This window comes from Pseudomonas sp. LH1G9 (assembly GCF_002949975.1).
Classification (GTDB): domain Bacteria; phylum Pseudomonadota; class Gammaproteobacteria; order Pseudomonadales; family Pseudomonadaceae; genus Aquipseudomonas; species Aquipseudomonas veronii.
This window is the reverse complement of sequence record NZ_CP026880.1, coordinates 6,020,673-6,043,103: the sequence shown is the minus strand read 5'-3', so window position 1 is coordinate 6,043,103 and position 22,431 is coordinate 6,020,673. Positions and strand designations below refer to the sequence as shown.

Below are 22,431 nucleotides of genomic sequence, written 5' to 3'. Positions count from 1 at the left end.
GTTTGAGCGCCCGGTCAGAATTATACGCTCGCTGCTGGCACAGGGATGGCAGTGACTCGCCAGTCATCGCCCACAGCGCGCATTTCAGTGATCTTGAGTTGGGGCGCGTCGGCCAGTTTCTCAAGCGGCCAGTCCAGCAAAGGCCGGGCTGCGGAGCCGAGGAACTTGCCGGCGACGAAAATCACGTATTCGTCCACCAGGCCCTGCTGGGCGAACGCGCCCGCCAGGCTTGGCCCGGCTTCCACCAGCACCTCGTTGACGCCACGGGCCGCCAACGCCACCAGCGCCGAGCGCAGGTCGACCTGACCATCGACACCGGGCACCACCAGGCACTCGGGACCACGGGGGAACTGGTTTTCCGCAGTGACACAGGTGATGACCAGCGCCGGGCCGGCCTTGAAGAACGGCGCATTGAGCGGCACCCGCAGGCGGCCGTCGATCAATACGCGCAGCGGCGGGCGCGACATGGCCAGCGCGGTGGTTTCTGCGTCCAGGCCGAGTTCGGCGGCGCGCACGGTCAGGCGCGCACCATCGGCCAGCACGGTGTCGGCGCCGGTCAGCACTACGCTGGCCTCGGCGCGCAGGCGCTGCACGGCGGCGCGGGCGGCGGGGCCGGTGATCCATTGGCTCTCGCCGCTGGCCATCGCGGTGCGGCCGTCCAGGCTCATCGCCAGCTTGACCCGCACAAACGGCAGGCCGTGTTCCATGCGCTTGAGGAAACCTTTATTGAGCGCCCGCGCTTCCACTTCGAGCACACCGCTGCGCACTTCGATGCCGGCCTGAGCCAAACGCTGCATACCGCGCCCGGCGACATCCGGGTTGGGGTCCTGCATCGCCGCGACCACCCGCGCCACCCCGGCACTCACCAGCGCATCGGCGCACGGCGGGGTATGGCCGTAATGGCTGCAGGGTTCCAGGGTGACGTAGGCCGTGGCGCCACGGGCTTTGTCAGCGGCCGCGCGCAAGGCATGCACTTCCGCATGGGGCTCGCCAGTACGTACATGCCAACCTTCGCCGACGATCTGCCCATCGCGCACAATCACGCACCCCACACGCGGGTTGGGATGGGTGGTGTACAGGCCGTTGCGCGCCAGTTCGAGGGCGCGGGCCATGTAATGGGCGTCGAGGATGGCCTGTTCAGCAGACAGTGGGTTCATTTTTTGATCGGCTCACGGGCCAGGCGGTCGATCTCTTCGCGGAACTCATTGAGGTCCTGGAAACGTCGATACACCGAAGCGAAACGGATATAGGCGACTTCGTCGAGCTTTTGCAGCTCGCCCATCACCAGCTCTCCAACCACCAGGGACTTGACCTCGCGTTCGCCGGTCGCGCGCAACTTGTGCTTGATATGCGCCAGCGCCGCCTCCAGCCGCTCGACACTCACCGGGCGTTTTTCCAGGGCGCGCTGCATACCGGCGCGTAATTTGTCTTCGTCGAAAGGCTGGCGGCTGCCGTCGGATTTGATCAGGCGCGGCAATACCAGTTCGGCGGTTTCGAAGGTGGTGAAACGTTCACCGCAGGCCAGGCATTCGCGCCGGCGACGCACTTGATCGCCCTCGGCGACCAGACGCGAGTCAATGACCTTGGTGTCGTTGGCACCGCAGAAGGGACAGTGCATGGTGGCAGGCAACAAAAAAAGGGAGGGCCATGGTAGCGCATCCCCGTGGCAAGACAAGCCATAGCCTTTACGGTATATAGGCTGACGATTATGTTTCCTGTTTTTTAAGCCACGGATTTTGTCCTTTCTGGAGCCGTACATGCAGTTACGACCACTCGTTTTAATCACCTTGTTCGGTTTTCTGGTCGCCTGCAGCAGCGAAGCCCCAAAACCTTCGACGCCGCAGCCTCAGCCGGCGCAAGAGAAAAAAGTCCCCGGCATCGAAGACCTCGGCCCGCTGCCGGCCTACCAGCGTGAGATCAACGGCAGCCTGACCAACGTGCCCGCCGGCGCCGAAGTCGAAATGGCGCTGTTGGTGATCGACGACCGCAGCCGCCCGCAACAACTACTCGCCAGCAGCGTGCTGAGCGGCAACGGCAAGCCCCTGGCCTTCCGCCTGCGCTTCAGCCCCGACGCGTTCCCGGCCGGTGCGCGGGTCGAACTGCGCGGGCGCGCCAGCCAGTCCGGCCAACTGATCCTGCACCTGCCCGCAGTACGCATCACCCAGGCGATCACCCAGACCACCGGCCCCCTGCAACTCGTCAGGGCACCATGACGCCACCGCTCGACCTGCAACGGGCGCTGAGCGCCCTGATCGGCGACGCACAGCTGGTGCCCTGCCCGTTGCCGGGCACCGACCTGGCATTGTGGCTGCTCGACGCCGACAACATGGACCGCGCCTTCAGCCCCGAAGAAACCCGGCGCATCCTGCATGAGCCGCCCTACTGGAGTTTTTGCTGGGCCAGCGGCCTGGCACTCGCACGCTACCTGGCGGCGAACCCGGAATGGGTCGCGGGCAAGCGCGTGCTGGATTTCGGCGCCGGCTCCGGCGTCGCCGGGATTGCCGCCGCCAAAGCCGGCGCGCTGGAAGTGGTGGCCTGCGACCTGGACCCACTGGCATTGGCGTCCTGCCGTGCGAATGCCGAACTCAACGGGGTTGAACTGGGCTATTCGACGGACTTTTTCGCCGAGGCCGACCGCTTCGACCTGATCCTGGTGGCCGACGTGCTCTACGACCGCGCCAACCTGCCGCTGCTCGACCAGTTCCTCACGCGCGGGCGTGAAGCACTGGTGGCGGACTCGCGGGTGCGGGACTTTCAGCATCCGGATTATCAGCGCCTGGCGATACTCGATGCCCTGACATTGCCGGACTTGGCCGAGCCTTGGGAGTTTCGCAAGGTGAGCCTGTACCATTCGCGGCGCCAGCCCTTATAGTTGCCCCATTCCCGCTTTATTCGAGACGCCCCATGAGTGAGCCCACGCCGTATATCTTCGACGCCACCACCGCCACGTTCGACCAGGCGGTGATCCAGAACTCCTTCGAAAAGCCCGTGCTCGTGGACTTCTGGGCCGAGTGGTGCGCGCCGTGCAAGGCGTTAATGCCGATGCTGGCGCAGATCGCCGAGAGTTATCAGGGCCAATTGCTGCTGGCCAAGGTCGATTGCGAGGCCGAGCAGGACATCGTTGCGCGCTTTGGTATTCGCAACCTGCCGACGGTGGTGCTGTTCAAGGACGGCCAACCGGTGGACGGGTTTGCCGGGGCGCAGCCGGAGTCGGCGGTGCGGGCGATGCTCGAACCTCACGTGCAGATGCCGCCGCCGGCTGCGGCGGACCCGCTGGAGCAGGCTCAGGCGCTGTTTGCCGAGGGCCGTATCAGTGAAGCCGAAGCCGTGCTGGTCACGCTGCTGGGCGAAGACAACAGCAACGCCGGCGCGCTGATTCTGTACGCGCGCTGCCTGGCCGAACGCGGTGAATTGGGCGAAGCCCAGGCCGTTCTCGACGCCGTCAAGAGCGACGAGCACAAGGCCGCCCTCGCCGGCGCCAAGGCGCAAATCACCTTCCTGCGCCAGGCCGCCGACCTGCCCGACCCCGCCGACCTGAAAAGCCGCCTGGCGCAAAACCCGCAGGACGACGAAGCGGCCTATCAGTTGGCCATTCAGCAACTGGCACGCCAGCAGTACGATGCCGCGCTGGAAGGCTTGCTCAAACTGTTCATCCGCAACCGCAGCTACAGCGAAGGCTTGCCGCACAAGACCTTGCTGCAGGTGTTCGAACTGCTGGGCAACGATCACCCGCTGGTGACCGCGTACCGCCGCAAGCTGTTCGCCGCGCTGTACTAATCGCCCTGTAGGAGCGAGCTTGCTCGCGAAACACTCAAGGACACCGCATTCATTCAGGATGGGCGCGTTGTGGTTGACGCTCTTCGCAAGCAAGCTCGCGCCTACAACGGGTCAATCCAGGTATAGAGCGGCGTATCACCGCCGCTGCTGACCTTGACCTGGCCGCTATGGCGCAGGCGCACCAGCAGGCGCTTGCCCGCTGCGGCGTCGCCAGCCAGTCCTTCCAGTTGATCGAGCAATTCCAGCCCGTTGAGCTGGCCGGCGGCGCGCAACAGGTCCTGGGCGTTCTGCCACAGGTCATCGTTCTGCTTGACCGCAACGGCCGGCGCAGCGGTGGCGCTGGCCACCGGCGTCGTCTGCAACTGCGCGCGCAGGCGTGCCCAATCAGCGTCATCCAGCTCCAGGGTCAAGTCCACCGGCAGGTCGCCGACAGTTCCACGAATCCGCAACATCGTCCCTACTCCTGCATTTTTTCCGACGGGCATGCTCCCATGCGGCTTGCGCAACGCCAAGCGGACGGTCAAACTCTCGACACTATTGTTATAAGATCACATAACATAAATTTCATGTTCTGGAGCTTCCCCATGCGCCGTCTGCTGCTTGCTTTGCCGTTTGCCCTGCTGCCACTGGCTATCGCCCACGCCGCTGACGAGCATGATCATGAGCATGCCAGCCTGGGAGCCCATGAACACGGGGTCGGCCGTCTCAACGCGGTGCTCGACGGCCAGGCCCTGGAGCTTGAGCTGGACAGCCCGGCGATGAACCTGGTGGGGTTCGAACACCCGGCCACCAGCGCCGCCGACAAAGCCAAGGTCGCCGCCGTGCGCAAACAGCTGGAAAACCCAGCCGTCCTGTTCAATCTGCCCAAGGCCGCCGGTTGCGTGGTCAGCACCCAGGAACTCAACAGCCCGCTGTTCGGCGACAAGCCCGAAGCCGAGCATGATGACGACGATGACGACCACGCCACCGACAGCAAAGGCGCGGCCGCCCACGAGCATCATCACGACCACAGCGAAATCCACGCCCACTACCAATTTACCTGCGCCACGCCGACGGCCTTGAGCAACCTCGACCTGAGCCAGGTGTTCAAGACCTTCCCCGCCACCCAGAAAATTCAGGTACAACTGATCGGCCCGAGCGGCCAGCAAGGTGTGGAAGCGACGGTCACAGCAGCCACCCTGAAGTTCTGAGTAGCCATGAGCCACGCATTGATCGAACTGTCCGACCTGGGCTTCAACTGGCCCGGACACCCGCCGTTGCTGGACATCCCCGCGTTCCGCCTGGAACCGGGGGAGACCCTGTTTCTCAAGGGCCCCAGCGGCAGTGGCAAGACCACCCTGCTCGGCCTGCTGGGCGGCGTGCAGACACCCGGCCGGGGCAGCATCCGTCTGCTCGGCCAGGAACTGACCGAACTCTCGGCCAGTGCCCGCGACCGTTTTCGCGTCGACCATACCGGCTACATCTTCCAGCAGTTCAACCTGCTGCCGTTCCTGTCGGTGCGCGAAAACGTCGAGTTGCCGTGCCACTTTTCCAAGCTGCGCGCGCAGCGGGCCAAACAGCGCCACGGCAGTGTCGACCAGGCCGCCGCGGCGTTGCTGGCGCACCTGGGGTTGAAGGACAGCGCCCTGCTGGAGCGCCGCGCCGACTCGCTGTCGATCGGCCAGCAACAACGGGTGGCCGCCGCCCGTGCGCTGATCGGCCAGCCGGAGCTGGTGATCGCCGACGAGCCCACCTCGGCGCTGGACTACGACGCCCGCGAAGCCTTCCTGCAACTGTTGTTCGCCGAATGCCGCGAGGCCGGCGCCAGCCTGTTGTTTGTCAGCCATGACCAGAGCCTGGCCCCGCTGTTCGACCGTCACCTGTCGCTGGCCGAACTCAATCGCGCCGCCACGCCCGCAGAGGTTTGAGATGTATCTGTTCCGTCTAGCCATGGCCAGCCTGGCTAACCGCCGCTTTACCGCGATCCTCACCGCCTTCGCCATCGCCCTCTCGGTGTGCCTGCTGCTGGCGGTGGAGCGGGTGCGCGTTGAAGCGCGCAACAGTTTCGCCAGCACCATCAGCGGCACCGACCTGATCGTCGGCGCGCGTTCCGGCTCAGTCAACCTGCTGCTGTATTCGGTGTTCCGTATCGGCAACGCCACCAACAATATCCGTTGGGACAGCTACGAACACTTCGCCGCCAACCCGCAGGTGAAATGGGCGATTCCGATCTCCCTCGGCGACTCCCATCGCGGCTACCGGGTGATGGGCACCAACGAATCCTATTTCGAGCACTACCAGTACGGCCGCAAGCAACACCTCGAACTGGCCAGCGGCCGCGCCTTCGCCACCGATCCGTTCGAAGTGGTACTCGGCGCCGAAGTGGCCGAAGCGCTGCACTACAAGCTCGGCGACCAGTTGGTGCTGGCCCATGGCGTGGCGGTGGTGAGCCTGGTCAAGCACGATGACAAACCGTTCACCGTGGTCGGCATCCTCAAGCGCACCGGCACCCCGGTGGACCGCACACTGCATATCAGCCTCGGCGGCATGGAGGCGATCCATATCGACTGGCACAACGGCGTGCCAGCCCAGGGCAAAGGCCGCATCAGTGCCGATCAGGCGCGCAACATGGACCTGACCCCGCAAGCGATCACCGCCTTCATGCTCGGCTTGAACAACAAGATCTCCACCTTCGCCCTGCAACGCGAGATCAATGAGTTCCGTGGCGAACCGATGCTGGCGATCCTGCCCGGCGTGGCGCTGCAAGAGCTGTGGAGCATGATGGGCACCGCGGAAAAAGCGCTGTTCGTGATCTCGCTGTTCGTGGTGCTGACCGGTTTGATCGGCATGCTCACCGCGATCCTCACCAGCCTCAACGAGCGCCGTCGCGAAATGGCGATCCTGCGTTCGGTGGGCGCGCGGCCGTGGCATATCGCGACGTTGCTGATCTTCGAAGCCTTTGCCCTGGCGCTGTCCGGTGTGATCGTCGGCGTGGGTCTGCTGTACGTGTGCATCGCCGCTTCACGCGGGTACCTGCAGGCCAACTACGGCCTGGACCTGCCGATGGCCTGGCCCAGCGAGTATGAATGGAGCTTGCTCGCCGGTATCCTCGCGGCGGCGCTGCTGATGGGCAGCGTGCCGGCGTGGCGGGCCTATCGACAATCCTTGGCCGATGGCCTGTCCATACGTTTATGAGGAAGGCTTCGATGCGTCGTGCCCTGTTTGCCCTGTTGTTGCTGCTGGCCGCGCCCGCCTGGGCGGAGGATCAGCCGAAGGATTTGTCCTGGCAGGAGATGATCCCGGCGGACGCGCCGCCGGAAATCCCCAATATGAAACCGCTGCACGACCTGTCGAAAATGGCCGATGCGTTGTCGGTGGAGGCCGCGCCAGCGGCCAAGCAGGACTTGCCCAACGCACCGGTGGTGCCAAGCCTCGACGGCCGGCATATCCGCCTGCCGGGCTATATCGTGCCGCTGGAAGTCAGTGAAGAAGGCCGTACCACCGAGTTCCTGTTGGTGCCGTATTTCGGCGCGTGCATTCACGTACCGCCACCGCCGTCGAACCAGATCGTGCATGTGAAAAGCGAAGTCGGCGTGAAGCTCGACGAGCTGTATCAGCCGTATTGGATCGAGGGCGTGATGCAGGTCAAACCGTCCTCCAGTGAGTTGGCCGACGCCGGCTATCAGATGGATGCCGAGAAGATTTACGTCTACGAATTGCCGGAATAGCGCTTATCACCCATTCATTGAGCTGCGTCAAAAGACCGAACGGAACGATCTTTACCATTGGATGTACAACCTTTAAACGTCCTCTGGAGCTCCCATGAACAATAAGTCTCTGCTCGGCGCGTCACTCTTCGCGCTCGCCCTCGCCGCCCCCGTTGCCCACGCTCACGAGGCCGGTGACATTCTGGTTCGCGCAGGTGCAATCACCGTGAACCCGAATACCGACAGCGGCAGCGTCAAAGTTGACCAGGGCCCAATTGCCGGCACGAACCTGGGCGGCAAAGCGACCTTGAGCAGCGACACGCAACTGGGTCTGAACTTCGCCTACATGTTCACCAGCCACTGGGGTATCGAACTGCTGGCGGCCACACCGTTCTCGCATGACGTGAAGCTCAAGAATACCGCTTTGAGCCCAGCCAACGGTAAACTCGGCTCCCTGAAACAACTGCCGCCAACCCTGAGCGTCGTGTACTACCCGCTGGACAGCAAATCGGCGTTCCAACCGTATGTGGGTGCCGGTATCAACTACACCTGGATCTATGACGAGAGCGTCAGCGGCAGCGCGAAACAAAACGGTTTCAGCAACTTCAAGGCCGAAAACTCCTGGGGCTGGGCCGCGCAGATCGGCGCCGACTACATGATCAACGACAAGTGGATGATCAACGCCCAGGCGCGCTACATCGACATCAACACCAAGGCCACAGTGAACTACAACGCCGTGCCTGGCACTCGCGCCAAGGTCAATGTTGACGTTGATCCATTCGTTTACATGGTCGGTATCGGCTACAAGTTCTAAGCGATATTTAACAAACACCGCAAAACCAATGTGGGAGGGGGCTTGCCCCCGATAGCGCGGCGTCAGTCAACAGATTCATTGACTGAGCCACCGCTATCGGGGGCAAGCACCCTCCCACATTTTGCTTTGGGGTGTTTCAGCTACGGCGGTAGAACCGATCCAGCAACGCCGGCAACCCCGCCCGCCACGCCCGCGGCTTGATGCCGAAGGTGTGGAGAATTTTCTTGCAGGCCAGCACCGCGTGTTGCGGTTCTTCACCGGCATCCGGCCGAGCCGCATGGGCCTGGGCGGTGGGGGCTTCGATCACCAGCGCACGGAAACTGCGCGCTTCGGTGAGGATCGCCTGGCCCAGCGCCAACGGCGTGGTCGCCTCGTGACCGGCGTAGTGATAAGTGCCCCACAGCGGCGCCGCGCAATCGAGTTGCTTGAGCACGGAGATGATCACCCGCGCCGCATCGTCCACCGGCGTCGGGTTGCCGCGACGGTCGTCCGCCATCAGCAGTTCTTCAGTCTGCTCGGCCCGCGCCAGGAAACGCCCGAGGGTGCCGTCGACACTGTCATCCAGCAGCCAGCCAAAGCGCAGCAACACATGCTGCGGGCAGGTGGCGCGCACGCTCTGTTCGATACGCCACAACGCCTGGCCGCGCAGGCCTAGGGGCACCGGCTCGTCCTTTTCGCTGTAGGCAGTGGCGCGGGAGCCATCGAACACGCGGTAGCTGGACGGTTGCAGCAAGGTGATGCTGTGGTGCTGACACAGTTCGGCCAGGCGTTCGATCGCCGACTCCTGGGCGGCCAGACGGCTTTCGCTGACCGTTTCGGCCTGGAACCAATCGAAATAGTAGGCGAGGTTGATCAACGCATCGGGACGGGTGTCGTCGAGCAATTGGGTAAGGCTCGCGGCATCCCAGCCGTCTTGGGGCGGTTTGGGGGCGAGGAAACCGATGTCTTCCTCTGCACCGAGGCGAATCAGCGCCTGCCCGAGGGCATTCCCGCCGCCCAACAACATAAGGCGCATTCGCATAGATTGAGCTGGCCCGGTCTGTTTGGAACGATGGTTAGTATCGACAGGCGTTTGAGCCTTGCCGTGGGTATTTGCCAGAATCGTTGCATTTTGCGGGTTTGTAGCGCAACCGTCACGGACAAAGTGCGGGCTTGCAACTTGGCCCGGGCGGTTGCATATAGGGATCATGAACCTTCCTGAAACAACCGATACGGTCTTGAACGGCTTTCACCCCGCCGTCAGCGCCTGGTTCCGCAGCACCTTCCCCTCGGTGACCCACGCCCAGGCCCAGGCGTGGCCGCTGATCCGCCAGCGCCGCTCGACGCTGATCGCCGCGCCCACCGGCTCCGGCAAGACGCTGACGGCCTTCCTCGCGGTGCTCGATGACCTGGTTCATCAAGGCCTGGCCAACGGCGGGCAACTGCCGGATGAAACCCTGGTGGTGTATGTGTCGCCGCTCAAGGCGCTGTCCAACGACATCCAGATCAACCTGCAAACCCCGCTGACCGGGATCACCGCGCATTTACAGCAACTGGGCCTGCCACCGCTGGCGATCCGCACCGCCGTGCGTACCGGCGACACGCCGCAAAAAGACCGCGTGCTGATGCGCAAGCGCGCGCCGCATATCCTGGTGACCACGCCGGAATCGCTCTACGTGCTGCTGGGCTCGGACTCCGGCCGGCAGATGCTCGCCAGCACGCGCACGGTGATCGTCGACGAGATCCATGCGATCGCGGCGAGCAAACGCGGCAGTCACCTGGCCCTGAGCCTCGAACGCCTGCAAGGCTTGTGCGCCGAGCCGTTGATACGCATCGGTCTGTCGGCCACGCAAAAACCCATCGAGGCGGTGTCGCGTTTTCTGGTGGGCACGGCACGTCCGTGCGCGATCGTCGACATCGGCCATGCGCGCCCGCGTGACCTGGATATCGAAGTGCCGCCGGTGCCGCTGTCAGCGGTAATGGCCAACGACGTGTGGGAATTGGTCTACGACCGCCTCGCCGCCCTCGCCCGCGAACACCGCACCACGCTGATTTTCGTCAACACCCGGCGCCTGGCCGAACGCCTGGCGCGGCATTTGAGCGAGCGCCTGGGCAAGTCCGCCGTGGCCGCGCACCACGGCAGCCTGGCCAAGGAGTTGCGCCTGGACGCCGAACAACGGCTCAAGGCTGGCGCGCTGCAAGTGCTGATCGCCACCGCATCCCTGGAGTTGGGGATCGATATCGGAGAGGTCGACCTGGTGTGCCAGATCGGCTCGCCCGGTTCCATCAATGGGTTTCTGCAAAGAGTCGGCCGCTCCGGGCACCAGGTCGGCGGCACGCCCAAGGGGCGCCTGTTCGCCACCACCCGCGATGACCTGATCGAATGCGCCGCCCTGCTCGACTGCGTGCGCCGGGGCGAGTTGGACACCTTGCACATCCCGGTCGCGCCGCTGGACGTGCTGGCCCAGCAAATCGTCGCCGAAGTCAGCGCACGGGAATGGCCGGAACAGGCGCTGCTCGAACTTATCCACCGCGCCGCGCCCTATGCCAAGCTGGATGAACGCCATTACCAGGCGCTGGTGCAGATGCTCTGCAACGGCTACAACGGCCGCCAGGGCATCCGCAGCGCCTACCTGCACCGCGACGCCGTGACCGGCACCCTGCGCGGCCGTCGGGGCGCCAGGCTGACCGCCGTGACCAGCGGCGGCACCATCCCCGACAACGCCGACTACAGCGTGTTGCTCGAGCCTCAGGGCCTGAACATCGGCAGCGTCAACGAAGACTTCGCGGTGGAAAGCATCGCCGGGGATGTCTTCCAGCTCGGTAATACGTCCTACCGGATCTTGCGGGTCGAAGCCGGCAAGGTGCGGGTCGAGGACGCCCATGGCCAGCCGCCGACCATCCCGTTCTGGCTCGGCGAGGCGCCGGGGCGCAGCCGCGAACTGTCGGCGGCGGTCGCGCGTTTGCAGGGCCAGTTGGACGAACTGCTCGGCGTCACGCCCGGCGATCTGCAGCCCACCCTCGCCTGGCTCACCGACACCCTGGGCCTGAACCGCGCCAGCGCCGAGCAGATCGTGGATTACCTGGCCCGCGCGCGCCTGGCGCTCAGCGCGCTGCCGTCCCAGGACACGCTGATCATGGAGCGGTTTTTCGACGAGTCCGGCGGCACCCAACTGATCATCCACACGCCGTTCGGCAGCCGCATCAACCGCGCCTGGGGCCTGGCGCTGCGCAAGCGCTTCTGCCGCACCTTCAACTTCGAACTGCAAGCGGCGGCCAGCGAGAATGCGATCGTGCTGTCGCTGTCCACCAGCCACAGTTTCGCGCTGGATGAGGTGTGGCGTTATCTCAACAGCCAGACCGCCGAGCACCTGCTGATCCAGGCCGTGCTCGACGCGCCGTTGTTCGGCGTGCGCTGGCGCTGGAACGCCGGGGTGGCCCTGGCGTTGCCGCGTTTTACCGGCGGGCGCAAGGTGGCGCCGCAGATCCAGCGAATGAAAAGCGAAGACCTGATCGCCAGCGTGTTTCCCGACCAGATCGCGTGCCTGGAAAACCTCGCCGGCGAGCGCGAAGTACCCGACCACCCGCTGGTCGAACAAACCCTGGATGACTGCCTGCACGAAGCGATGGACAGCGACGGCTGGCTGGCCCTGTTGCGGCGCATCGAGCGCGGCGAGGTACGCCTGATCAGCCGCGACCTGCCGGCGCCCTCGCCCATGGCCGCAGAAATTCTCAGCGCGCGGCCCTACACCTTTCTCGACGACGCGCCGCTGGAAGAACGCCGCACCCAGGCCGTGCTCAACCGGCGCTGGAGCGACCCGCAGAGCACCGACGACCTTGGCGCGCTGGACGCCGACGCCATCGCCGGCGTGCGCGAAGAGGCCTGGCCGGCGCCCCATGGCCTGGATGAAATGCATGAAGCGTTGATGAGCCTGGCGTGCATCGTCGACAGCGAGGTCACGCCGCAATGGCGGCAGTGGTTGCAAACGCTGGCCAAGGGCGGACGCGCCTGTCATCTGCCCCAAGGCCAGTGGGTGGCGGTGGAACGCCTGAGTTGCTTGCGGGCGATTTACCCCAACGACTTGCCGCTGTTGCCCGGCTTCGATGAGCCCTGGACCTTCGATGACGCGCTGGTGGAAGTACTGCGCGCGCGCCTCGGGGGGTTCGGCCCGCTGAGCCTGATCGAAATCGCCGCGCCCCTTGGGCTGCCGGTGACCGACATCGCCCAGGCCCTGGCCCGCCTGGAGCAGGAAGGCTATGTGTTGCGCGGGCGTTTCAGCCCCGGTGCCCGCGAGGAACAATGGTGCGAACGGCACCTGCTGGCGCGGATTCATCGCTACACGGTCAAGCGCCTGCGCCGGGAAATCGAGCCTGTGGCGTTGCAGGACTTCATGCGCTTTCTGTTCGATTGGCAGCACCTGTCCGACGGTACGCGTGGCCAGGGCAGCGCGATGTTGCCGCAGATCGTCGCCCAGTTCGAAGGCTACGCGGCGGCCACCTCGGCCTGGGACAGTGACTTGCTCAGCGCGCGGCTCAAGGATTACACATCAACCTGGCTCGACGACCTGTGCCGCAGCGGCAAGCTGGTGTGGACACGCCTGAGCAACAAGCCCGGCGCCACCGCCCTGCGCAGCACGCCCGTGGTGCTGCTGCCGCGCAGCCAGGTGCCGTTGTGGAGCGGGCTGACCGAACAGACCGACAGCACGACGTTGTCGCCCAAGGCGCAGAAAGTCCAGCAGACCTTGCGCGAACACGGCGCGTTGTTTTTCGATGAGCTGGCCCACGAAGCCCATCTGCTGCGCAGCGAGCTGGAAACGGCGCTGCAGGAACTGGTCGGCGCCGGCCTGGTGAACGCCGACAGCTTCGCCGGGCTGCGTGCGCTGACCACACCCGCGAGTAAACGCCAGGCGCGCAGCAGCCGGCGCGGGCGCGGTGCATTTGTCGGCGGCATGGACGATGCCGGGCGCTGGGCGCTGATTCGACGCCCGTCGACCGCCGCCGGCCCGCACTCGGCCGAAACCCTGGAGCATGTGGCGATGACCTTGCTGCGCCGCTACGGCGTGGTGTTCTGGCGACTGCTGGAGCGCGAGGCAGATTGGTTGCCGAGCTGGCGCGAACTGTTGCGCACCTTTCACCGCCTGGAGGCACGCGGGGAGATTCGCGGCGGGCGGTTCGTCAGCGGGTTGGCGGGCGAGCAGTTTGCGTTGCCGGAAGCGATCCCGCTGCTGCGTGAGGTGCGGCGGCGGGCCCATGATGGAAGCCTGATCGCGGTGTGCGGGGCTGATCCGCTGAACCTGGTGGGCACGCTATTGCCGGGCAGCAAAGTGCCGGCGGTGAGTGGTAACCGGATTGTGTATCGCGATGGGCTGCCGGCGGCGGTGAGGGTGGCTGGCAAGCAACAGATACTGCTGGATGTGGATCAGCAGGCGGTGCAGGAGAGGCTGATCAGGCATTGAGTCAGGGTGACTTTGAAGGCCTCATCGGGGGCAAGCCCCCTCCCACACGTTGATCTGTGAACACAATCAAATGTGGGAGGGGGCTTGCCCCCGATGAGGCCAGAACATCATCAGGCCTATAGGAAGCTGACGAGGCGAGCGCGGGCGGTGACGACGAAACATTCTTCACACACCAAACCGGCTGCGATACTCGCTGGGCGCCAGGCCGGTGATTTTCTTGAAGGTGGCGCGAAACGCGCTGGGGTCCTGATAGCCCACCGTCCAGGCGATATGGTCGATGGTGCCGTTGGTGAACTCGAGCATTTGCCGGGCTTTGCCCACTCGCAGGTGCTGGCAGTATTCGGTGGGTTTCAAACCCGTTGCGCCGCGAAAGCGCCGCAGGAACGTGCGTTCTTCGAGGCCGGCTTCCTGCGCCATCGCCGCCACCGAGACATCCACCGCGCCACTGGCTTGCAACCAGTGCTGCACTTTCAGGATCGCGCCGTCGCCATGCCCGAGAATCGGCGCAAAGTTACTGCCGCACTGGCTGGCGCTGTCGCTGTGTTCGATCACCAGAAAGCGTGCCGTGTCCGCCGCAACGCTCGGCCCCATGAGGCGGTCGACCAGGCGCAGGCCCAGTTCGGACCACGCCATCAGCCCGGCGGTGGTGATCAGGTCGCCGTCATCGACGATCGGTTTATCCGCTTCCAGACGCACCGCGGGGTAATGCTCTGCGAACGTACTGGCGGAAGACCAATGGGTGGTGGCGCTGCGCCCGTCCAGCAAACCACTGCGCGCCAGCATGATCGAGCCGATACACACGCCACCGAGCACGGTGCCCGCCGCGTGTTGTTGGCGTAGCCATTGCAACAACGCGGGTGGCGTCTGTTGCTCGGTGAATTCGCCAATCGACGGTGGCACCAGCACGGCCATCAGCGGTTGGCCGGGGCCGGGATGGCTGGCGAATACGCGCGCGGGCGTACCATCTGCCGCCACCTGCCAATGGCTGACCCGCAGCAGCGGCAATTGCGCGGATTGGTGCGCGGCGGCGATCCGGTTGGCCACCCCGAACAGATCGGTCAGGCCATGCACCGCCGCCAGTTGCGCGCCCTGATAGATCAACACACCCAACTCGATGATCGAGCGTTCCACGGCCATTGTCAGTTTTCCCCCTGCTATTGTCGGTGCAGCCAATCCCCGGTCGGTGCGCCAGCTAAGATACTGGCGCCCATCAACCCATCACGAGGCAACACACATGGCCAAGCAAGCGCTCATCCTAATCGATATCCAGAATGACTACTTCCCCCACGGCAAGTGGCCACTCGACGGCGTGGAAGCCGCGGCAGACAAGGCCGCGCAGGCGCTGCAGGCATTTCGCCAGGCGGGCGATGCGGTGATTCATGTGCGCCATGAGTTCACCTCGGAAGATGCACCGTTCTTCACCCCAGACTCCGAAGGCGCGCATCTGCACCCCAAGGTGCTGAACGAAGGCAGTGAGCCGGTGGTGCTTAAACATTTCGTAAATGCGTTTCGCGAAACCCAACTGCGCACGGTGCTGGAACAACGCAGCATCACTGACCTGGTGGTGGTCGGCAGCATGAGCCATATGTGCATCGACGCCGTGGTACGGGCGGCGGCGGACCTCGGTTACAAGGTCACCGTGCTCCATGACGCCTGCGCCACGCGGGATCAGGAGTTCAACGGGCAAGTGATTCCGGCGGCGCAGGTGCATGGGGCGTATATGGCATCGTTGGCATTTGGGTATGCGAGCGTGGTGTCGACGCAGGAATACTTGCAGGCGCAAGCGGCGGCGGCCTGACCGCCACATGCGGGCGTGGGGCTAGCGGGTTGCGATAATGAACAGGCGCGGGAAAGGCAGCAGCACGGTGCCATCAGCCAGGGCCGGATAAGCCTGGGTAATTCGCGCCTGATAGTCCTGTAGGAAGGCGGCTTTTTCGTCGTCACTCAACGGTGCGAGGAACGGCCGCAATGCCGAGGCCTTGAACCACTCCACCACAGCCGCGTGATCCGCCAGCGGGTGCAGGTAGGTGGTGCGCCACACATCGACGGCGCTGCAGTGTTTGCTCAGCAGTTCGTAGTAATAGCTCGCCGTGTGCCGCTCATTGTGTTTGACCGCGCCGATCCTGGCGGACCATGGGCCATCGGCGGCGACTTCACGCGCCAGCCGATGGGCGGGCTCGTCGAGGTTGTCCGGGGTTTGCACCGCCAGGGTTCCGCCGAGGGTCAACTGGCTGACCAGGTGCGGGTAGAGTGTGGCGTGGTCCGGCAGCCATTGCAGGGAAGCATTCGCCAGGATCACATCGAACGGTTGCGCCGGGCTCCAGGCGCCAATATCCGCCCGTTCGAAGTTCAGCGTCGGCAGGCGCTTGCGGGCGTCGGCCAGCATGTCGTCGGAGCTGTCCATGCCGGTGACGCGAGCCTGCGGAAAACGCTCGGCCAACACTTGCGTGGAATTACCGGGGCCGCAGCCCAGGTCGACGGCGGTTTGCACCGCGGTATTGGGAATGGCCGCGACCAGATCACGGACGGGGCGTGTGCGCTGTTGTTCGAACAGCGTGTATTGCTTGGCGGACCAGGTCATCGCGGCATTCCTTGTGCTTAAAGGTTGGCCACAGCCTAAATCGTGTGAGCCATGAGAACAAACGCCAGGGATCACCTCACCTTCGGAAGATGCCTGCACACCCTGCGCAGCGTGCGCAAACCCGAACTAAGATTAGGTTAGACCTGCACGAGCCAGGTCCTCTGCGAATCGTTAATACCAATGCCAGCGTAGTGTCCACGGACGGCTTTCTGGTCTCCACCGCCAAGTCTGTTCACGTCAATGGAGCTACGCCATGACTTATCTGACAACTCGCGAAGGCAACGAGCTTTATTATAAAGACTGGGGCAGCGGTCAGCCTGTTATGTTCTGCCACGGCTGGCCACTGAACAGCGACAGCTGGGAATCGCAAATGCTGCATTTCGCCAACAACGGTTTTCGCGCCATCGCGCATGACCGCCGCGGGCATGGCCGCTCAAGCCAGCCGTGGGGCGGCAATGACATGGACCACTACGCGGACGACCTGGCGGAACTGATCGAGCACCTGGATCTGACCAACGTGATCCTCTTCGGTTTCTCCACCGGAGGCGGTGAAGTTGCACGCTATATCGCTCGCCATGGCACTTCGCGCGTGGCCAAGGCCGGCTTGATCTGCGCGGTAACGCCGCTGATGCTGAGAACCCCCAGCAACCCCCAAGGGACGCCAATCGAAGTTTTTGACGGGATGCGTGCCGACTCCATCGCCAACCGTTCGCAGCTCTACCTCGATCTGGCCAGCGGCCCTTTCTATGGATTCAACCGGGTAGGCGTCGAACCCTCGCAAGGCTTGATCAATTCATTCTGGATGCAGGGTGTAATGGGAGGGCACAAAAATACTTTTGACAGCATCAAGGCATTTTCGGAGACAGACTTTCGAGCGGACTTGAGGCGTTTCAGTATTCCCACCCTCATCATTCATGGTGATGACGATCAAATCGTGCCGATCCAATCTTCGGCACTGGAAAGCAAGCGCCTAATCCCGCATGCCCAGTTGCTGGTCTATACGGGCGCTCCGCATGGGTTGACCGACACGCACAAGCAACGAGCCAATGAAGATATGTTGCGTTTCGCAATGCTCTAGGCTGGGTACTGTACATAAACCGCACGACCTTCAAGGTCGTGCGGTTCTTTTAGTATGTAACTGTTTTGCTGCGGTATGCGCTAGAACGGAATATCGTCATCAAAGCTGTCGAAATCCGCAGCCGGTTGCGGAGCGGCCTGTTGTGGCGCTGGGCGCGACTCACGCTGTGGTTGCTGGCTTGGCTGCGGACGCGACTGCTGTGGACGCGGTGCCGAGTTGGACATGCCGCCCTGGCCCTGTTGGTCGCCCTGTGGACGGCCGCCGAGCAGTTGCATGGTGCCTTGCATGTCGACCACGATTTCAGTGGTGTAACGCTTGATGCCGTCTTTTTCCCACTCGCGGGTCTGCAGTTTGCCTTCGATGTAGACCTGCGAACCTTTGCGCAGGTATTCACCAGCGATCTCTGCCACTTTGCCGAACATCGACACACGGTGCCATTCGGTTTTCTCGACCTTCTGGCCGGTCTGCTTGTCGGTCCACTGTTCGCTGGTCGCCAGACTCAGGTTGGTCACGGCGTTACCGTTAGGCAAGTAGCGAACTTCGGGATCCTGGCCGCATGTACCGACCAATATGACTTTGTTAACCCCACGGGCCATAACGTTCTCCTAAGCTGGGCGCGCTGTCGGCACTGGGTTGACCAGTTGCTCGAGCGTCGCGCGATCCAATAATTCGGTGTCCAATTTGATGTAGATGGCGGCTTCTTCAGCAATAACCACAGCATCGGTAACCCCTGTAACGGCCTTAAGACGCTCGGCCAAGCCAGCTTCGCGTATCGCTTCAGGCGATAACGGCAAGCGCAGACTCGTCACATAGGGAGGTTCGCGCATGGTAACAGCAAAGGCTAGCCAGAGGGCAGCCAGACCTGCGCATCCGAGGAACACAACCGACAAACCGCCGTGCTGGAACATCCAGCCACCCATGATGCCGCCCAGTGCAGAGCCCAGGAACTGGCTGGTGGAATACACCCCCATCGCCGTGCCCTTGCCGCCGGCCGGTGAAACTTTACTGATCAGCGAAGGCAGCGAAGCCTCCAGCAGGTTGAACGCGGTGAAGAACACCACCGTACCGATTACCAGCGCCCGCAGGCTGTCGCCGAACTGCCAGAAGAATAGCTCAGTGAGCATCAGCGTCACGACGGCGCCGAGTAAAACTCGTTTCATTTTGCGTTTCTTCTCGCCATAGATGATGAACGGGATCATGGCGAAGAATGAAATCAGCAGCGCGGTCAGATAGACCCACCAGTGCTGTTCCTTGGGCAGCCCGGCTTTTTCCACCAGGGCCAGGGGCAAGGCCACGAAGCTGCTCATCAGCATCGCGTGCAATACAAAGATACCCAAATCCAGGCGCAGCAGGTCCGGGTGTTTGAGGGTCGGCAGCAGCGCCTGGCGCGCGACGCCGGATTCACGGTGCTGCAGAGTGCCGGTGGAACGCGGCACCATGAAGGCCACGATCACGATACCGAACAACGCCATGCCGCCGGTGGCCAGGAACAGCCCGTGCAAACCGAAGGCGCGGGTCAGCAACGGGCCGACCACCATCGCGACGGCGAACGACAGGCCGATGGTCATGCCGATCATGGCCATGGCCTTGGTGCGGTGTTGTTCGCGGGTAAGGTCCGACAGCAAGGCCATGACCGCTGCGGAAATCGCGCCAGCGCCCTGTAGGACACGCCCGGCGATCACGCCCCAGATCGAATCGGACTGGGCCGCGAGTACGCTGCCGAGGGCAAACACGATCAACCCGAGGTAGATCACCGGGCGGCGGCCGATGCGGTCGGAAATGATCCCGAACGGAATCTGGAAAATCGCCTGGGTCAGGCCATAAGCGCCAATGGCCAGGCCGATCAGGGCGGGGGTCGCGCCTGCGAGATCCATCCCGTAGGTCGCCAGCACCGGCAACACCATGAACATGCCAAGCATACGGAAGGCGAACACCAGGGCCAGACCGCTTGCTGCTCGGGTCTCGCCGCTACTCATGCGTTCGCTGTGGGGATCGTGCATGGAAAAACCTCGTGTGAACCGGCGGCGATTCTACCAGTCCCATCGATTGAGAGGGTATATGCGGCGGTTTGCCGCGCAGGTTTCATGTAAGGCTGCACCTGGCACCTTGACAGTGTATATTCATCCAGTCTTTAGCCGTATACTCCGGCATTATTTACGCCCGCCGTGCGAGGCCATCTTGGACAAGATCCTGATTCGTGGGGCTAGAACCCACAACCTGAAGAACATCGACCTGACCCTGCCCCGGGACAAACTGATCGTCATCACCGGTTTGTCCGGGTCCGGCAAATCGTCGCTGGCGTTCGACACGCTGTACGCCGAAGGCCAGCGGCGCTATGTCGAGTCGCTGTCGGCCTATGCCCGCCAGTTTCTGTCGATGATGGAAAAACCCGACGTCGACACCATCGAAGGCCTGTCGCCGGCAATTTCCATCGAGCAGAAGTCGACTTCCCACAACCCGCGCTCCACCGTGGGCACCATCACCGAGATCTACGACTACCTGCGCCTGCTGTATGCGCGCGTCGGTATCCCGCGCTGCCCGGACCACGACATCCCGCTGGAAGCCCAGACCGTCAGCCAGATGGTCGACCTGGTGCTGGCCCAGCCGGAAGGCGCCAAGCTGATGCTGCTGGCGCCGGTGATTCGCGAGCGCAAGGGTGAACACCTTTCAGTGTTTGAAGAACTGCGCGCGCAAGGTTTCGTGCGTGCGCGGATCAACGGCAAGCTGTACGAGCTGGACGAAGCGCCGAAGCTCGACAAGCAGAAGAAGCACTCGATCGATGTCGTGGTCGACCGCTTCAAAGTACGCGCCGACTTGCAGCAGCGCCTGGCGGAATCCTTCGAGACAGCCCTGAAGCTGGCGGACGGTATCGCCCTGGTCGCGCCGATGGACGACGAACCGGGCGAAGAGATCATCTTCTCCGCACGCTTTGCCTGCCCGATCTGTGGCCACGCCATCAGCGAGCTGGAACCCAAGCTGTTTTCCTTCAACAACCCGGCCGGCGCCTGCCCGACCTGCGATGGCCTGGGCGTGAAGCAGTTTTTCGACATCAAGCGCCTGGTCAATGGCGAGCTGACGCTGGCGGAAGGCGCGATACGCGGCTGGGACAGGCGTAACGTCTATTACTTCCAGATGCTCGGCTCATTGGCCTCGCACTATAAGTTCAGCCTGGAAGTACCGTTCAACCAACTGCCGGCGGATCAGCAGAAGGTCATTCTCAACGGCAGCGGCTCGCAGAACGTCGACTTCAAATACCTCAACGACCGTGGCGATATCGTCAAGCGCTCGCATCCGTTCGAAGGCATCGTACCCAACCTCGAACGCCGCTACCGCGAGACCGAGTCGGCGAGCGTGCGGGAAGAACTGGCCAAGTTCCTCAGCACCCAGCCCTGCCCGGATTGCCGAGGCACCCGCCTGCGCCGTGAGGCGCGGCACGTATGGGTTGGCGAGAAGACCCTGCCGGCGGTGACCAACCTGCCGATTGGCGACGCCTGTGAATATTTCGGCGTACTCAAGCTGACCGGACGCCGTGGGGAGATTGCCGACAAGATCCTCAAGGAGATTCGCGAGCGCCTGCAGTTCCTGGTCAACGTCGGCCTGGATTACCTGTCGCTGGACCGCAGCGCGGATACCTTGTCGGGCGGTGAAGCCCAGCGCATCCGCCTGGCCAGCCAGATCGGCGCCGGCCTGGTGGGCGTGTTGTATATCCTTGATGAGCCGTCGATTGGCTTGCACCAGCGCGACAACGATCGCCTCCTGGGCACGCTGAAACACCTGCGGGACATCGGCAACACGGTGATCGTGGTCGAGCACGACGAAGACGCGATTCGCCTGGCCGATTATGTGGTCGATATCGGCCCGGGCGCTGGCGTGCATGGTGGGCATATCGTCGCCCAAGGCACGCCTGCCGAAGTGATGGCTCATCCAGACTCGCTGACCGGCAAGTACCTGTCCGGGCGCGTGAGGATTGAAGTGCCGTCCAAGCGCACGCCACGCAACAAGAAGATGGCGTTGCACCTCAAGGGCGCGCGCGGCAACAACCTGCGCAATGTCGACCTGGAAATTCCGCTGGGTCTGCTGACCTGCGTGACCGGTGTTTCCGGCTCCGGCAAGTCGACGCTGATCAACAACACGCTGTTCCCGTTGAGCGCCACCGCCCTGAACGGCGCGACCACGCTGGAAGCGGCTGCGCATGACAGCATCAAGGGCCTGGAGCTCCTCGACAAAGTGGTCGATATCGACCAGAGCCCAATTGGCCGTACCCCCCGCTCCAACCCGGCGACCTATACCGGGCTGTTCACGCCCATTCGCGAGTTGTTCGCCGGCGTGCCGGAATCCCGCTCGCGGGGCTACGGGCCGGGCCGGTTCTCGTTCAACGTCAAGGGAGGGCGCTGCGAAGCGTGCCAGGGCGATGGCTTGATCAAGGTGGAGATGCACTTCCTGCCGGACATCTACGTGCCGTGCGATGTGTGCAAGAGCAAGCGCTACAACCGCGAAACCCTTGAGATCAAATACAAGGGCAAGAACATCCACGAAACCCTGGAGATGACCATCGAGGAAGCGCGGGTGTTCTTCGACGCGGTTCCGGCGTTGGCGCGCAAGCTACAGACGCTGATGGATGTGGGCTTGTCGTACATCAAGCTGGGGCAATCGGCGACCACGCTGTCCGGTGGTGAAGCGCAACGGGTCAAGCTGTCTCGCGAGCTGTCCAAGCGCGACACCGGTAAAACCCTGTATATCCTCGATGAGCCGACCACGGGCCTGCACTTCGCGGACATTCAGCAATTGCTGGATGTGTTGCACCGCCTGCGTGACCACGGCAACACCGTGGTGGTGATCGAGCACAACCTGGATGTGATCAAGACCGCCGACTGGCTGGTCGACCTCGGGCCGGAAGGCGGTTCCAAGGGCGGTCAGATCATCGCGGTAGGTACGCCGGAGCAGGTCTCCGAGATGCCGCAATCGCACACGGGTTACTACTTGAAACCGTTGCTCGCGCGCGACCGGGCCTGATTTATCCGGCCCAATAAAAAGCCCCTGTCACTTCAACGGTGACAGGG

20 protein-coding genes are annotated in these 22,431 nt (G+C 63.5%); 12 read left to right on the top strand and 8 right to left on the bottom strand.

What is annotated here, in order from left to right:
* Positions 1-20: 20 nt before the first annotated feature.
* Both ribD and nrdR read right to left on the bottom strand, forming a co-directional pair.
* The gene (ribD, locus tag C5F70_RS28015) at positions 21-1,157 is read right to left on the bottom strand and encodes a bifunctional diaminohydroxyphosphoribosylaminopyrimidine deaminase/5-amino-6-(5-phosphoribosylamino)uracil reductase RibD (RefSeq protein WP_104904369.1); all 1,137 of its coding nucleotides are present in this window, start codon (positions 1,155-1,157) and stop codon (positions 21-23) included.
* Positions 1,154-1,618, bottom strand: a complete 465-nt coding sequence (gene nrdR, locus C5F70_RS28010) for a transcriptional regulator NrdR (protein WP_026140361.1) — start codon at positions 1,616-1,618, stop codon at positions 1,154-1,156. Before nrdR ends, ribD begins: the two co-directional genes overlap by 4 nt.
* 139 nt (positions 1,619-1,757) lie before the next feature.
* On the opposite strand from nrdR, the gene C5F70_RS28005 reads away from it, so the two are divergent.
* The 3 genes from C5F70_RS28005 to trxA are packed head-to-tail and all read left to right on the top strand — an operon-like array spanning position 1,758 to position 3,777.
* Entirely contained in the window at positions 1,758-2,213 is a 456-nt protein-coding gene (locus C5F70_RS28005) for a YbaY family lipoprotein (RefSeq protein ID WP_104904368.1), read from the top strand.
* The gene (locus tag C5F70_RS28000) at positions 2,210-2,872 is read left to right on the top strand and encodes a methyltransferase (protein WP_017849583.1); all 663 of its coding nucleotides are present in this window, start codon (positions 2,210-2,212) and stop codon (positions 2,870-2,872) included. Before C5F70_RS28005 ends, C5F70_RS28000 begins: the two co-directional genes overlap by 4 nt.
* Positions 2,873-2,904: 32 nt before the next feature.
* Positions 2,905-3,777, top strand: coding sequence for a thioredoxin (gene trxA, locus C5F70_RS27995; protein WP_102617001.1), 873 nt, complete (start codon positions 2,905-2,907; stop codon positions 3,775-3,777).
* 101 nt (positions 3,778-3,878) lie between these two features.
* Here trxA and C5F70_RS27990 read toward each other — a convergent pair whose 3' ends face one another.
* Positions 3,879-4,229 (bottom strand): hypothetical protein, encoded by a 351-nt coding sequence (locus C5F70_RS27990; RefSeq protein WP_017849585.1) that lies wholly within the window; start codon positions 4,227-4,229, stop codon positions 3,879-3,881.
* Between the two features lie 132 nt (positions 4,230-4,361).
* Here C5F70_RS27990 and C5F70_RS27985 point away from each other — a divergent pair, with 132 nt between their 5' ends.
* The 5 genes from C5F70_RS27985 (at position 4,362) to C5F70_RS27965 (ending at position 8,277) form a co-directional block, all read left to right on the top strand.
* Positions 4,362-4,967: a DUF2796 domain-containing protein gene (locus C5F70_RS27985; RefSeq protein ID WP_102617002.1), complete on the top strand. Its 606-nt coding sequence runs from the start codon at positions 4,362-4,364 to the stop codon at positions 4,965-4,967.
* Between the two features lie 6 nt (positions 4,968-4,973).
* The gene (locus C5F70_RS27980; protein WP_046381886.1) at positions 4,974-5,684 is read left to right on the top strand and encodes an ABC transporter ATP-binding protein; all 711 of its coding nucleotides are present in this window, start codon (positions 4,974-4,976) and stop codon (positions 5,682-5,684) included.
* 1 nt (position 5,685) lies between these two features.
* Positions 5,686-6,951: an ABC transporter permease gene (locus C5F70_RS27975; protein WP_104904367.1), complete on the top strand. Its 1,266-nt coding sequence runs from the start codon at positions 5,686-5,688 to the stop codon at positions 6,949-6,951.
* 11 nt (positions 6,952-6,962) lie between these two features.
* Positions 6,963-7,484: a DUF3299 domain-containing protein gene (locus C5F70_RS27970; protein ID WP_046482555.1), complete on the top strand. Its 522-nt coding sequence runs from the start codon at positions 6,963-6,965 to the stop codon at positions 7,482-7,484.
* A gap of 94 nt (positions 7,485-7,578) precedes the next feature.
* Complete coding sequence (locus C5F70_RS27965) at positions 7,579-8,277, top strand: OmpW family protein (protein WP_017849590.1); 699 nt, start codon at positions 7,579-7,581, stop codon at positions 8,275-8,277.
* 136 nt (positions 8,278-8,413) lie between these two features.
* Here the strand turns inward: C5F70_RS27965 and C5F70_RS27960 are convergent, their stop codons facing one another.
* Complete coding sequence (locus C5F70_RS27960; RefSeq protein WP_026140363.1) at positions 8,414-9,298, bottom strand: sugar nucleotide-binding protein; 885 nt, start codon at positions 9,296-9,298, stop codon at positions 8,414-8,416.
* Positions 9,299-9,464: 166 nt separating this feature from the next.
* On the opposite strand from C5F70_RS27960, the gene C5F70_RS27955 reads away from it, so the two are divergent.
* Positions 9,465-13,712 (top strand): DEAD/DEAH box helicase, encoded by a 4,248-nt coding sequence (locus C5F70_RS27955; RefSeq protein ID WP_104904366.1) that lies wholly within the window; start codon positions 9,465-9,467, stop codon positions 13,710-13,712.
* Positions 13,713-13,877: 165 nt separating this feature from the next.
* On the opposite strand, the gene C5F70_RS27950 is transcribed toward C5F70_RS27955, so the two are convergent.
* Positions 13,878-14,849: a GlxA family transcriptional regulator gene (locus C5F70_RS27950; protein WP_046482562.1), complete on the bottom strand. Its 972-nt coding sequence runs from the start codon at positions 14,847-14,849 to the stop codon at positions 13,878-13,880.
* 97 nt (positions 14,850-14,946) lie between these two features.
* Between C5F70_RS27950 and C5F70_RS27945 the strand changes: the two genes are divergently transcribed.
* Positions 14,947-15,510, top strand: a complete 564-nt coding sequence (locus tag C5F70_RS27945) for a cysteine hydrolase family protein (protein ID WP_102617004.1) — start codon at positions 14,947-14,949, stop codon at positions 15,508-15,510.
* A 21-nt stretch (positions 15,511-15,531) separates the two neighbouring features.
* Here the strand turns inward: C5F70_RS27945 and tam are convergent, their stop codons facing one another.
* Positions 15,532-16,293, bottom strand: a complete 762-nt coding sequence (gene tam / locus C5F70_RS27940; protein WP_102617005.1) for a trans-aconitate 2-methyltransferase — start codon at positions 16,291-16,293, stop codon at positions 15,532-15,534.
* A 253-nt stretch (positions 16,294-16,546) separates the two neighbouring features.
* On the opposite strand from tam, the gene C5F70_RS27935 reads away from it, so the two are divergent.
* Positions 16,547-17,371, top strand: a complete 825-nt coding sequence (locus C5F70_RS27935; RefSeq protein WP_017849596.1) for an alpha/beta fold hydrolase — start codon at positions 16,547-16,549, stop codon at positions 17,369-17,371.
* A gap of 80 nt (positions 17,372-17,451) precedes the next feature.
* Here C5F70_RS27935 and C5F70_RS27930 read toward each other — a convergent pair whose 3' ends face one another.
* Complete coding sequence (locus C5F70_RS27930) at positions 17,452-17,967, bottom strand: single-stranded DNA-binding protein (protein WP_017849542.1); 516 nt, start codon at positions 17,965-17,967, stop codon at positions 17,452-17,454.
* Between the two features lie 9 nt (positions 17,968-17,976).
* Entirely contained in the window at positions 17,977-19,371 is a 1,395-nt protein-coding gene (locus C5F70_RS27925) for an MFS transporter (RefSeq protein ID WP_017849543.1), read from the bottom strand.
* 178 nt (positions 19,372-19,549) lie between these two features.
* Here C5F70_RS27925 and uvrA point away from each other — a divergent pair, with 178 nt between their 5' ends.
* Positions 19,550-22,384, top strand: coding sequence for an excinuclease ABC subunit UvrA (uvrA, locus tag C5F70_RS27920; RefSeq protein WP_017849544.1), 2,835 nt, complete (start codon positions 19,550-19,552; stop codon positions 22,382-22,384).
* The last annotated feature ends 47 nt before the right edge of the window (positions 22,385-22,431 follow it).